General features: G+C 43.5%; 13 protein-coding genes. 5 read left to right on the top strand and 8 right to left on the bottom strand.

Going from position 1 to position 13039, the window contains the following annotated elements; translation table 11 throughout:
* The first annotated feature begins 25 nt into the window (after positions 1-25).
* From fabV to KJB35_RS19640, 3 genes are all read left to right on the top strand, one after another.
* Positions 26-1225 carry an enoyl-ACP reductase FabV gene (gene fabV, locus KJB35_RS19650; protein ID WP_005376325.1) on the top strand — a complete coding sequence of 400 codons (1200 nt, stop codon included), beginning with the start codon at positions 26-28 and terminating at the stop codon, positions 1223-1225.
* Between the two features lie 180 nt (positions 1226-1405).
* Positions 1406-3319, top strand: a complete 1914-nt coding sequence (locus KJB35_RS19645) for a sensor domain-containing phosphodiesterase (RefSeq protein ID WP_005376326.1) — start codon at positions 1406-1408, stop codon at positions 3317-3319.
* 71 nt (positions 3320-3390) lie between these two features.
* Positions 3391-5046 carry an ABC-ATPase domain-containing protein gene (locus KJB35_RS19640; RefSeq protein WP_213907673.1) on the top strand — a complete coding sequence of 552 codons (1656 nt, stop codon included), beginning with the start codon at positions 3391-3393 and terminating at the stop codon, positions 5044-5046.
* Positions 5047-5125: 79 nt separating this feature from the next.
* Here KJB35_RS19640 and KJB35_RS19635 read toward each other — a convergent pair whose 3' ends face one another.
* Together KJB35_RS19635 and KJB35_RS19630 are read right to left on the bottom strand one after the other, a co-directional pair.
* Positions 5126-5746 (bottom strand): DNA-J related domain-containing protein, encoded by a 621-nt coding sequence (locus KJB35_RS19635; RefSeq protein ID WP_213907675.1) that lies wholly within the window; start codon positions 5744-5746, stop codon positions 5126-5128.
* Positions 5747-5874: 128 nt separating this feature from the next.
* Positions 5875-6714, bottom strand: coding sequence for an isopenicillin N synthase family oxygenase (locus KJB35_RS19630; RefSeq protein WP_005386285.1), 840 nt, complete (start codon positions 6712-6714; stop codon positions 5875-5877).
* 242 nt (positions 6715-6956) lie between these two features.
* Between KJB35_RS19630 and KJB35_RS19625 the strand changes: the two genes are divergently transcribed.
* Entirely contained in the window at positions 6957-7553 is a 597-nt protein-coding gene (locus KJB35_RS19625; protein ID WP_005376330.1) for a DUF2238 domain-containing protein, read from the top strand.
* Here KJB35_RS19625 and cutA read toward each other — a convergent pair.
* From cutA to KJB35_RS19600, 5 genes are all read right to left on the bottom strand, one after another.
* On the bottom strand, positions 7515-7847 hold the full coding sequence (gene cutA / locus KJB35_RS19620; protein ID WP_017634166.1) for a divalent-cation tolerance protein CutA: 333 nt from the start codon (positions 7845-7847) through the stop codon (positions 7515-7517). The two genes, KJB35_RS19625 and cutA, sit on opposite strands and share 39 nt — an antisense overlap.
* 14 nt (positions 7848-7861) lie before the next feature.
* The gene (locus tag KJB35_RS19615; RefSeq protein WP_005376334.1) at positions 7862-8113 is read right to left on the bottom strand and encodes a hypothetical protein; all 252 of its coding nucleotides are present in this window, start codon (positions 8111-8113) and stop codon (positions 7862-7864) included.
* The gene (locus KJB35_RS19610) at positions 8097-9806 is read right to left on the bottom strand and encodes an SgrR family transcriptional regulator (protein WP_033907082.1); all 1710 of its coding nucleotides are present in this window, start codon (positions 9804-9806) and stop codon (positions 8097-8099) included. The genes KJB35_RS19615 and KJB35_RS19610 overlap by 17 nt, the downstream gene beginning before the upstream one ends.
* Before the next feature lie 79 nt (positions 9807-9885).
* Positions 9886-10119 carry a DUF3389 domain-containing protein gene (locus tag KJB35_RS19605; protein ID WP_005386281.1) on the bottom strand — a complete coding sequence of 78 codons (234 nt, stop codon included), beginning with the start codon at positions 10117-10119 and terminating at the stop codon, positions 9886-9888.
* A 6-nt stretch (positions 10120-10125) separates the two neighbouring features.
* Positions 10126-10560 carry a hotdog fold thioesterase gene (locus KJB35_RS19600; RefSeq protein WP_005376340.1) on the bottom strand — a complete coding sequence of 145 codons (435 nt, stop codon included), beginning with the start codon at positions 10558-10560 and terminating at the stop codon, positions 10126-10128.
* A gap of 201 nt (positions 10561-10761) precedes the next feature.
* On the opposite strand from KJB35_RS19600, the gene KJB35_RS19595 reads away from it, so the two are divergent.
* The gene (locus KJB35_RS19595) at positions 10762-11550 is read left to right on the top strand and encodes a M48 family metallopeptidase (RefSeq protein WP_017634168.1); all 789 of its coding nucleotides are present in this window, start codon (positions 10762-10764) and stop codon (positions 11548-11550) included.
* A 74-nt stretch (positions 11551-11624) separates the two neighbouring features.
* Here KJB35_RS19595 and KJB35_RS19590 read toward each other — a convergent pair whose 3' ends face one another.
* Positions 11625-12653, bottom strand: coding sequence for a site-2 protease family protein (locus tag KJB35_RS19590; RefSeq protein WP_238843173.1), 1029 nt, complete (start codon positions 12651-12653; stop codon positions 11625-11627).
* Positions 12654-13039: the final 386 nt, after the last annotated feature.

Below are 13039 nucleotides of genomic sequence, written 5' to 3'. Positions count from 1 at the left end.
CCACTCATCGAGGATAGATAACAACATGCGAATAGAACCGTTAATTCAAGGTGTTGTTGCTCGCTCTGCGCACCCCAAAGGGTGTCATGCATCTATTAAAGAGCAAATTGAATACGTAAAGCACGCCCCACAGATCAAAAAAGGCCCAAAACGGGTTTTGATTATTGGTGCCTCCTCTGGTTTCGGCCTAGCGGCACGAATAGCCCTAACGTTCGGTGGCGCTAACGCCGATACCATTGGCGTCTCATTTGAGCGTGGCCCTTCAGAGAAAGGGGTTGGGAGTGCGGGTTGGTATAACAACGTCTTTTTTAAGCAAGAAGCAAATCAAGCCGGGCGTACCGCAATAAATATTGTTGGCGATGCATTCTCTGGTTCGGTGCGCAATCAAGTGATTGAAGCCATTGAAACGTACTTTGAGGGTGAAGTTGACTTAGTCATCTATAGCTTGGCAACCGGTGTTCGACCTAAACCTGAATCTGATGAGTTTTGGCGCAGTGTCATTAAACCTATTGGTGAACCTGTCACTGGCGCTTCTATCATGCTGGAGAACGATAAGTGGATAGAAACCACCTTAACGCCTGCAACAGAAGAGGAAGCCAATGCCACCATTAAAGTAATGGGCGGCGAAGACTGGGAAAGCTGGATTGACACACTCATCAATAACGACTCTATCGCAAACGGCTGCAAAACCATCGCCTTTTCTTACATGGGCCCTGACATTACGCACCCAATTTATCTCGATGGTACGTTAGGTCGAGCGAAAATCGATTTACACCAAACCAGTCATTCATTAAACCTCAAACTCGCCAACTTTGACGGCGGTGCTTACGCAACCGTGTGTAAGGCGTTGGTGACGAAAGCCAGTGTATTCATCCCTGCGCTAAGTCCCTACCTGTTAGCGCTTTATCGAGTGATGAAGGAAAAAGGTACTCACGAACGCTGTATTGAACAAATGCAGCGACTGTTTACTACGAAGTTATACGATCAAGAGAAAGTGCCAGTTGACGGCGAACGCTTGATTCGAATAGATGACTTGGAACTTGAACCGCAAGTTCAACAAGAAGTCCACGCTCTTTTAGAACAGATGAATGCTGAAAACTTTAAAGAGATTGGTGATTACCAAGGTTTTAAAGATGAGTTTATGAAGCTCAATGGCTTTAACTTTGAATATGTCGACTATTCGCAAGACATTTCTATTGAATCGTTAATGTCGCTTAAGCCTTGATGCTTGTTACCTGTTTCAAGGATGAGATATGTGACAACTATTCCTAGTCCTGAACACTTTTCAGGACTTTTTTTTGTTTCGAGCCCTAGCCACCCTATACTTAATTAAAAAGCGAGAACAAAATAGAGCAGTCTGCATTTTTAATTCACAGGAAGTGAAACCACGTAAAGGATGACCTATATGGGGAGATTGCAAACATTAGACTACGAAATCCCTGAGTCTATGCGAAGAAGTTGGCAGGAAATCGTCAACTTACTGGCTCAAATAACACACGTACCCACCACATTAATTATGCGTATCCATCCGGATCGCATAGAAGTAAATACATCTAGCGAAACTCTAGGTAATCCTTATCGTACTGGCGATGCAGAGCTGCTTGGTAACGGTTTGTATTGCGAGCAAGTTATAGAACAGAAAGGCGAGCTTGTAATCCCCAATGCGCTTGAAGATGAAGAATGGCAAAATAACCCAGACATCAAACTAGGCATGATTTCTTATTGCGGCTTACCGCTATTCTGGCCAAATGGGGAAACATTTGGAACAATCTGTATGCTTGACTCTGAGAGAAACGAGTACAACGATAGTTACCGTCAGTTGCTTGAAACTTTCAAAGATTCAATCGAAGCACAGCTTTCAGTTGTGTACCAACAACATAAACTTCAGCGACTTAACACCGAGCTAAAGAGTCGAATTGAAAATCGTACCACGGATTTAGCCCAGTTAAGTTACTCCTTAACACAAGAAATTGATCGCCGTAAAGCCGCGGAAAAACAAGTGAGCTACCAAAAAACACATGATCAGGGAACTGGGTTTCTAAATCGCTCTGCACTTGAGAACATTGTCCAATACACCTTACAGTCCCTTGATAGTGATCAGCAATCGCTTGTGGTCATCAACATTGGTTTTAGTAACGCTCGCAGTATTCAGACCAGGCACGGGTTCGAGGTCTTTGACAACATTTTAAAAGAATTTCACTCCAGATTAACCAGACACGGTGCTAGCGGATTTATCACTGGTAGACCAAGTTCGAATGACATGGTTTTATTGATTTGGGGAGAGGATATTGAAGCTCGGTTAAATCAACTATTAGATGATATCACTAAAATTAGCGTAGATGGATTTGTCTTCAACAAAACAGAAATACATTTGCACACGTATATCGGTATAGTTCAAGCTTACAAAGATTGCAGCAATGCTAAGCGTATCCTTCAACATGCATGTTACGCGATGCTTCTATGTAAAGAATCCGGCGAACCTTTTAGTTATTTTAGAGAAAATCATTCGGCGGATCTCAATAGTCACAATGAACTGGAAAGTTACCTTTTACAAGCAGTGCGTAACGACGATTTAGTGTTGTACTTTCAACCTCAAGTAGACTCCAAAACACGTAAATGGATTGGCGCAGAAGCCTTGCTTCGCTGGAGACATCCAATACTTGGCGACGTTTCCAACGAAGCATTGATACATATGGCCGAACAAAACGGGCTTATCTTTGAAGTTGGCTCTTTTGTTCTGCGTACCGCGATAGACAAAGCGAAACAATGGTCTGAGTTAATCGATAACTTCAAAATTGCCGTCAACGTTTCTCCCATTCAATTACAAAACGTAAATTTTGCAGAACAAGTGCAACACCTACTCGACACTTTCCATTTGCCAGCACACTTTCTCGAACTCGAAGTAACCGAGAGCGCTCTAATTGCCGATGAAATAGTAGCACGCACAACGTTAAATAAGTTGCACAAACTAGGTGTGACATTGTCACTTGATGATTTTGGTACAGGATATGCCTCGTTCAGCTATTTAAAGAAATATCCATTTGATGCCATCAAAATTGATAAAAGCTTCGTCCAGCAAATGGAAAAGTCGGACGATGATCGCGCGATAATTTGTTCTATCATACACATTGCGAAAAAACTGGAACTCCAAGTCGTGATCGAAGGCATTGAATCTCCCCAACAAGAGCAGTTTCTCATTGGTGAGGGCTGTGATATCGGACAAGGTTTTCTTTATGGTAAACCTATGCCTTGTAATGAATTTGAGCAAAGTTTGTTTAATCAGCGCCTTTCTGGCGGGCAATACGCCTACTCTTCCTAAGCATTCTCTTTACTATGAGGGCGGTGGTTTCTATAATCGCCGCCCGCTTCTATTAAAAGGCTAATATCTTCATGGATCAGTTGACTGCCACGCTTAAGAAAATTGAAAAGCAGAACTATCGAGCTTATCAGCAAATCAAAGGTCAATACGACTTCACTGATTTCACTTTGTTTATCGATCATGTACAGGGTGACCCTTATGCATCGGCGTCACGTTTTCGTGCGACTCGCGCATGGTCTTTGACTGGTCTTGAGTGGCTAAGAGACGAGTCTCCTGCATTTCAAAGAGCTGCACGTGATTTTATTGCGCGTAGTTTTGAACAGTTTGCTAAACAAGAAAACTCAGTATCAATTTCACTGACAGGCCAAACTGTACTGGATAGCACCGCGGTGTTGTTTACTGAAGAAGGTATTGAACTGCGTTTTCGAGTTAACTTACCAGCCGAAGGTCGTTCAGTATTGGGGAAAAAAGCCAACAACATACTGACTTTCCACCTGCCTAAGTTTATCCGTCGAGCAACTTTAGAGCGTGAACTCGACAAAGCCGCTTTAATTAAGCACTGCCAAGTTGTTGAAGACCAAGATGCCCTGCGAGAACAGTTGGAGGCCAATAACTTAGTCGCGTTTGTCGCAAACGGCAGTATCCTTCCTCGAATTGCAGGTAATTGCGACCTTCCTATGAAAGAAGCCGTTGAGTTTAAAGCCCCTGAATCTCTACAAGTCACTTTACATGCGCCAAACAAGGGCCATGTCACAGGATTAGGAATTCCAAAAGGTATCACACTGATCGTAGGTGGCGGCTTCCACGGTAAATCTACCTTATTAAATGCAATAGAGCGTTCAATTTACGATCATATTCCAGGAGATGGTCGCGAATACATTGTTGCCGATAACAAGGCTATGAAGATTCGTGCCGAAGATGGCCGATGCGTACACCACTTGAACCTGTCGAACTACATCAACCATTTACCAATGGGTAAAGATACGGCGGACTTTTCTACTCAAGACGCATCAGGCTCAACGTCGCAAGCCGCTTGGCTTCAAGAGTCTATTGAAGCGGGTTCAAGCACATTATTGATTGATGAAGATACTTCTGCTACCAACTTCATGATTAGAGATGAGCGTATGCAGGCATTGGTGGCAAAAGGTGATGAGCCAATTACTCCTCTCGTCGACCGCATTGGTCAATTACGAGATGATCTTGATATCTCTACCATTATCGTTATGGGTGGGTCGGGCGACTACTTAGACGTTGCCGATACCGTCATTCAAATGCACGACTACCAAGCCGTTGATGTGACTGAAAAAGCGAAAGAAGTTATCGCTCAGCACCCTACTCAACGCCATAACGAGTCAGAAGAACGTTTACAGACCTTCCCACCTCGAGCACTGAACCGCGTTGCGTTGATGAATATTCTGACTGACGGCAAGTTCCGTGTGAATGCGAAAGGCAAAGAGTCACTTCGATTTGGTAAAGAGTTTACTGTTCTTAGCGCTTTGGAACAGATAGAGTCAGCCGATGAAGTCAACACAATTGGCTGGTTATGGTTCCAAATTGCTCAACTTCCAGGTTGGTGTAATCATCCGGCGAAGGAGATTGAAGAAATGCTGTCTGGTGAGTGGCATGCCGCTCTTCCTAAGCAAGGCGACTTAGCCAAACCACGCACACTAGACGTTATGGCTGCCCTCAACCGCATGCGAAAATCTCAGTTTAAGTCATCATGCTAGTTTTGATACGCTGACAGAGACAGTTCAATCAAAAGGCAGCTATAGTTAGCTGCCTTCCTTTATCTTTATTCTTAGCGAATCATTCGTTTCTCAGTACATTCCACGCTTCACAAAGAACTCTAAATCTTTCTGCATCGCCATTTTCTCGATCAGGATGCCAACGAAGCGCGAGTTTTCGCCATTGTTTTCTAATTTCCGCAGGCGTAGCGTCAGTGTTAAGTTCAAATAGTGACAGTGCCTTTGTCTTATCTACGCTGGCTACTGACGAACCACCTATGAACTTTTGATAAGTTGTCCAAAATTCATTCAACAATCGACGCACTTCATCTTCGTCCGCTTCGTAATTGCGCCAATCTAAGTAATAATCACGCAAAGGATCATGAATATCGATCTTATGCCTCAAAGCTTCCATCGAAGACATGAGCTGAATATCCATGGCTTCGACTTGAAGCCAGCTATCCGGATACAGAGTGTCTTGCAGTTGATATAATGCATTCATGATCAGGAAATTTCTTTTGAATAAATCCTTATCGGGAGAGTCGTCCAGCTTTGAAATATAACCTTGTTCACCCAACCAGCTTGCCAAGGTGTGCACTTTCCAATTAGAGGGCTGTTTTCTCAGAATTTCTAGCATTGGCCAAAGCAGCGGATTTTCTATTGCATGAGGCTCAATACTACTGACAGTACGTTGTCCTTCCATTCATCCTCTCTGACACGAGTTTAGGGCCCCATTCACGGCACAAAAAACATAGTTTCCACTTTGTAGCATAAATGCAAAAAGGCCGATAGTCATTCACCATCGGCCTTTGTAAGGAGATCACGTAAAGGTTAAATAACCCCTAGCTCACGTAAACGTTCCATAAGGTAGCTATGTGCAGTATAGCGCTCAGATAACACCACTTCCGGCTTTGGATGCAGGAACAACGGTAATGAGATACGTGACTTTTCTTGACGGCCACCCGTAGGGTTGATTACACGGTGAGTCGTTGAAGGGAAATAACCACCTGACGCTTCTTGAAGCATATCACCAATGTTGATGATTAAGTTCCCGAAGTCACATGGTACATCGATCCAATCACCCTCTTTACTCTTTACTTGCAGTCCAGGTTCATTAGCAGCAGGCAAAACCGTTAACAGGTTAATGTCTTCATGCGCAGCAGCACGAATAGCGCCTGGCTCTTCTTCGCCTGTCATCGGTGGGTAGTGAAGCACGCGTAGTAATGTTTTGTCACTGTTATTGATCATTTCTGACAACGCGATAGAGAACTTCTCTTGAACGTCCTTAGGTGCGTACGCTTCAACCCAGCCTAATAGCTCTTGAGCAAATGCATTGGCACGCTCGTAGTACTCTAAGATTTCAGCTTTAAGCTGCTCTGGGATCTGACCCCAAGGGTAAACATGAAAGTACTCTTTGATGTCTTTCACTTTGTGCCCTTTTGCCACTTCAGACACAGAAGGTGGGAAGTAGCCATCTTGGGTGTCTACGTTAAAGTGAAAATCATTCTTTTGTTCTGAACAGAAAAACTCATGCCAGTTTTTGTAAATTGACTCTACAAGCTCTTGTGGAATCGGGTGGTTTTTCAACACACCGAACCCCGTTTCGCGTAAAGAGGTAACGAACTGTTGAGCAGCATCGTCAGCAAGATAATCGACAGTTTCCAGTTTCATGGCTTTACTTCTTTTTTATTAGACTGAATCATGGATTCTATGGATGGGCATGTTGTAAATCAAACTTTAATGAAAAGTGCACGCGCAAACGTTTTAATGTTGAGCAGTTTGCCAATAAATCAACATTTTCAGTGATCAAAAAACCCATTAAAATATCAATTGCACACCGTTCAATTAAGTGTAATCATTAACACAATCTATGGAGTCCCACTGTAAGATAAATTGAAGGATCAAATAACTCTATGAAAAGCACCTCGACACTCTTAGGATTAACGATTTTTTATGCCATCGTGTTTTTATTTTCTGCGTTGGAACCTAACTCACGTGCAGTTTGGTTTGCGGAGATTATCCCGGCGATTGGTATTCTTGTTGCTATTTGGGCGATTTCGATTCGCTATCAGTTCAGTAATACGGCTTACTTTTTAATGTTCATCTGGCTCTGTTTGCACACTATCGGTGCGAAATATACGTTCTCCGAAGTGCCGTTTGACTGGTTTAACGACATGATTGGTTCAGAGCGAAATAATTTTGATCGCGTTGCGCACTTTTCAATTGGCCTTTACGCATATCCGATCGCTGAATACTTGATAAACAAAAAACGGTTCAACAAAGCGTTCTCTTGCTGGTTTGCTTTGTTTGCTATCATGTCACTTGCTGCTGGCTATGAGATTATCGAATGGTGGTATGCGGAGTTGGCTGGTGGCGATGAGGGAATTGCCTTTCTGGGCTCGCAAGGTGACATATGGGACGCCCAGAAAGATATGTTGTGCGATACCGTTGGTGCAGTGTTGTCGTTATTCTTAATGTCGGCTCAACGTCGATTCTCTCAACCATTCTAAATAAGGGTTAAACCCATCAACAATTGGAACCTGTACGATTTGAGCGACCTCGTATTCGTGCAGGTTTTCTATTTTCTCTTCCACCAATTCATAAAGTTCTCGACGAGTCTTGATGACTAGCAACCATTCGTTGTCAGTACAAACCTCCCCTTTCCAAACGTAGTGGCTTTCAATAGGCATTGTTTGAATACACGCGGCTAATTGGGCATCTAGCAAACCTTTAATGATCTGATCTCGATTTTTTTCATTACTGGTTGTACTTAAAACCATGCAATAGTCATGTTTCATACTCATTTTCTAGCCCTTTATTATTTCATCGTCACTTTGCCGCCAATCATTTTGTAAGCGGGGGTTCCTCTTACTAGGGTATCTCTTGCAAACTCTTGTCCGCAAGCGGGGCAAATACATGGGGTTTGTGTGAAATCGTCAACAATGCGCTCTTTGAAGCATTTAACCAGTGCGCCTTTCCCGCCTTTACGGTACTTAAATAGTTGAGTTTTACATTTAGAGCAAAAGATATCGACGGTTTTCGTCGGTTGTTTTTTATTCGGTTTCGCCATGGTTACTTTCTATATCCGGTTTGACCCATACATTATTAAAATCAAACCAACCTAAGGCATTACACTTTGCATTTTGTAACGCACCGCTGTGGTCTTTATTCACGCCTAGCCAGCAGTGAAACATAGGAATCACCTGACAGCTTTTTACTAACTGTCGTCCTAGCTCACGCGCAGGAAAGTCTGTGTGCATCCCAGCACGCCATTGATCGACAAGTTTAGCCCATTCACTAAAATCGTAACCTGAACTGAACTTCTCAATATCACTGTAATCCAGGAGCCAGCCCGCCAACGCGTCATTTCGGTTCGTTGCAATGCCCATAGCTTTCACCCAGATATCCACTTCCTCCGGCGCGGGCGGTTGAGAATCATAACGAATAAACTCAACCTCTATACCGTGCGGTTTTAAGAGTGTCTTGATGGCCTTGGCAACTACTGGAAACATCGGATGCTTTTTCTGATACGCTACGGAAATTACCTTATTAGCCTGTGGTACGCTGCCCGCTTCCGCTGGCCTGAGATCAATCCAACCGGGCTTAAGGCCAAAGGCTTGCAATACTCCCAGTTCCATCACTTTATCTTGTGGAACATGCGCGTAAATCTGGTGACTGTTGAGGGTTTGCGAGAGGAACTCTGCCCAACGTGGATCTTTTGCAATCCCAGTGTTTTTGTTTAGTAATAGGAATGTACAGCCAGGGTCCAGCTCGACTTCATCGGATGAACCTTGTTTATCCATCTTCGGCTTTGACAGGCTTGGATAAACCATTGAAGAATAGGCTTCATCGATTACCCACACCTCCACTTGGTCAAGTAAAGGGCGAAAACCAAAGTAGCCATCAAAAGCCGTCAAAATAAGACGCTTATCATCATTCATTTTAACTTGGAACGGCCCTGTCCCTATCGGTTGTCTATCGAAGCTTTCAGAACGCAAAGCACTCGGTAGCAAAATTTTTGCTTGCGACTCACTCAGAGCCAGAGGCAGGTAGCGATCAGGACGGATGAGCTCAATATCAACGGTCCACTCTTGTGGCGAAGACACCCGCTTTATGTGAGAAAACAAGTTCAAGCTATTTAACGCAAGCACACTCTCAAGAACACAACTGGTTGTTAACGGTTCACCGTTATGAAAGCGTACTCCACGACGAAGATAAAAACGCCAATGTGTATCAGAAATTGCTTCCCACGTGTGGGCTAAATCTGGTTGAAGTTGTTCATTTTCATCAAGGCGAGTGAGTCCGCTAAAAATTTGTCTGGCGATGTGCTGTTCAGAACGCCGCATCGGTTTCTGCGGGTTTAACATCGACAATGGTCGATAATAAGGCAAACGCACGACCTGCTCGCCCTGTCGATGCTGAAGCCCTAAATAACCTTGGATAACCTGCGTCAATCGTGCCGCATCGTTATCAAGCGCATCTAGAGCCTGACCGATTTTCCCTTCATCGAGATAACGCCTGGCGAGGTTTTCGCTGACGTCGCTTCGATTACGTTTAAAAACGAGTTTCGAAAGTTTTCCTCGACCCGCTGCCGGATGCCACTCAATCCAGCCCTCTTCTTCAAGTTTATTTAGAACAATACGAGCATTACGACGTGTACAAAACAACGCTTCGGTGATGTCTTCGAGCTGAACGTCCGTATCGTGACCGGAAAATTTTTCAAACAGTGTTTCGAACTGAACACGTAAACGAGGGCTACTCATAAAGAGGAAATTCTTATCTTGTTGTCGATAAGCTAAGTTTCCTCATTTTTACCAAAAAGTGCAAACATCACACTATAAATTATTGAATATCGATACCAATTTCTCGCGAAAGTTCAGCCAGTTGTACCTCGTTGTCGAGCTTGATAGACCATTTGCACTCTGCTCCATGAGATAAAACAACGTTCGCTCCTCTACCCAGCAACTGAATTGCATCGGTTTGCGCTTGCAAGGTTACCATTGCACTACCGGAGAGCTTAATCACTATTTCACGCTGGGTTGCAATGATTTTTCCTAATGAAAACTCAATCACCATCTTAGTTTATACCGACTTTGTTTTGTGTTGTTTCACAGCGATGGTCAAGCGACTGGTACACACTAAACGGCCTCGCTCATCAGTGATATCGATTTGCCACACTTGCGTTGAAATACCCAGATGAAGCGGTTTTGCCGTACCAATCACATGACCACTTCGCATGGCTCGCACATGGTTCGCGTTAATATCTAAACCGACGCAGTAGCTGCCCTCATCGACAGAGAAGTTTGCAGCCAATGAGCCTAATGTTTCTGCGAGCACGACTGATGCACCACCGTGAAGCATTCCTAAAGGTTGATGAGTAAAGCTGCATACGGGCATGGTTGCTGTCAGGGAGTCGTCAGTGAAATCTGTATATTTAATTTGTAGGTGCTCGATCAGGGTATTTTTTGACGTGGCATTCAGAATCTCTATGCTTACGGGCTTTTTCCATATACTCATTGTTTTACTCTTAGTTTCACAAACTGGTTTGTTAGGTTGTAACGATGTACTGGGAAGCTAGCATAGACGCTACCTGGGCATAACTTCAAGACGTAACATCTCACCTTCTTTATCAATCAGATGAATAACTTGATCCATGCATCATGTTACTATTTGGGTATATACTATTGCTTCAAAACAAAAAATTAAATGGAGCCTATTATGAAGGTATGGATGAAAGCCTCTGCTCTTTTAACTATCGCGGGTTTAACAGCGTGTAGCGCATCACCGACGGGTCGCAACCAGATCCTGATGTTTTCAGATCAGGAAATGTCATCGCTTGGCGCTAAATCTTTCGAACAAATGAAGAAAGATATCCCAATCAGCAAAGACCGCAAAACGAATGCCTACGTTCAATGCGTTGCCAAACACATCACTGACACCATTCCCGCTCAATCTGGATTTAAAGACTGGGAAGTCGTTGTTTTTGATAGTGAACAAGTCAATGCGTTTGCTCTACCAGGTGGGAAGATCGGCGTGTATACCGGGCTTTTAGATGTCGCGAAAAACCAAGATCAGTTGGCAACAGTCATTGGTCACGAAGTCGCTCACGTCCTCGCTGACCACAGTAATGAACGTCTCTCACAAAGTCAGTTAGCAAATGCCGGGTTGTCTCTAGCAAACGTTGCCATTGGCGCTTCCGAGTACAAACAGTATCAACAAATGACGATGGCGGCACTTGGTGTCGGTGTCCAATACGGTGTTATTTTGCCATACGGTCGTACTCAGGAATCTGAGGCTGATATTGTCGGGCTGGAATTCATGGCAAAAGCAGGTTTCGACCCACGTCAAAGTGTCGATTTATGGAAAAATATGAGTGCTGCATCAGGTGGTTCTCAACCACCTGAATTCTTCTCAACCCACCCATCGCACAGTACGCGCATTAAAGATTTACAAGCAACCATAAATAAGCTGCCTGCGTATAACGCGAAAGCACCAAGGTGTGGCTAATTCATTGCTACTATCGTCTACTACTTAAGCTTGCCAAATAAAAAAGCTCCCTAGGGAGCTTTTAATGATTCTAATCAAGTGCCCAATATCTGTAGCGGCAAACTTAACAAACTATCTCCGAGAGTGGCAAAATACCAGATGATAGAAACAAAACCTCCGACAGAGACCAAGTACCAAGCCAGTGAGAATAGCTGCCCATAACGGGTTAATGGCAATAAATGGCTTTGATGTCGAGCTCTCCATTCCATCACCACTTCCAACATTCCCATTAACAATAAAAACCCTAGCAACGTCAGACCGAAATAGTAACTGATAAAAATGCCTAATAAAGCGGTCGCAATACTGCCAACTAACCCGACCCAAGTATTCATTGAGAAGGTAATACTTTTGAGCACATGGCCACCATCTAATGGTAAAATAGGCAGCAGATTAAATAGGTTTAGCAAGGCGTTAAACACGGCAAGCCCAGCGAAGATCACCTCACCAGTCATCCAATAAAGCAAAGTAAAAACAATACTAAGTACTAAACCGAAAAATGGTCCCATGATTGAGATAACCACATCCTGCCAGCGCGTGTTTATCTTTTCGTCACTTAGCGCCAAACCACCTAGGAATGGAATCAAATAGATTCCTTTGGTCTTCATTCCAAAATACTTCATCGCTCTAATGTGACCATATTCATGAAAAACCAAACAAGCGATCAACGCTAGCGCGAACTCGATGGAAAATAGCCAAGAATATGCAGCGAGACTTGTAGACGCTAACGCCACTTTAATAACTTTCGCACTTTTAAGTGCTTTCATCCCAAGAGATACGAGGCCTATTACACTTAAACGCTTTTCGGATGGTGGCGTAACTTCTGGCACTTGGCGCTCGATGTCTTTTTCATTTCGACAACCTTCATTGATGAGCTCACCGTTAATTGTGACCTTGTAACTCAATTCAAACGGTTGCCATATTAAAGAACACTCTAAATGACAGTTCAGGATTTCCTCACCCGCAGAGAGCCTAAACTGGTGTAGACAAGTCTCTGCGGTATTGTCACTGGCATCGATTTGAGACACCAACGTATTATCCCAATATAACTGCTGCCACCCAGCCATCGATCCTTCGAGCCTTAGCGAACGACCTAAAAATTCAACATTCAGTAATTCCAATGCGGTTCCTATTGCGTCTATTGAATAACTACATAGCGAGCGCGAATTATGCCTGTGAAGTGAAGAAACAGCAAAGCGAGCTATCTCTTGATTTGATCGTTATTTATCTATAAAGCTCGCAAAACAATTCTGGTCGTACCATTCTCTTCAAAAATATAACGATAATACATGCCCTTACAAGCCATCGTTTGACCTATGCATCATATTTAAAACGCAAAATACGCTCAAACTTTGACAAGTTATTAAACATACAATTAACATTACATTTACATCACCGTTGTATTTCGCGTATTAACAATTGGTGTAAGTACCACACAACAATTACAAGGACT

Source organism: Vibrio sp. D431a, assembly GCF_030248655.1.
In the GTDB taxonomy this organism is placed as follows: domain Bacteria; phylum Pseudomonadota; class Gammaproteobacteria; order Enterobacterales; family Vibrionaceae; genus Vibrio; species Vibrio alginolyticus.
Note: the sequence above shows the minus strand (reverse complement) of the source record. Positions and strands in the feature narration are given on the sequence as shown.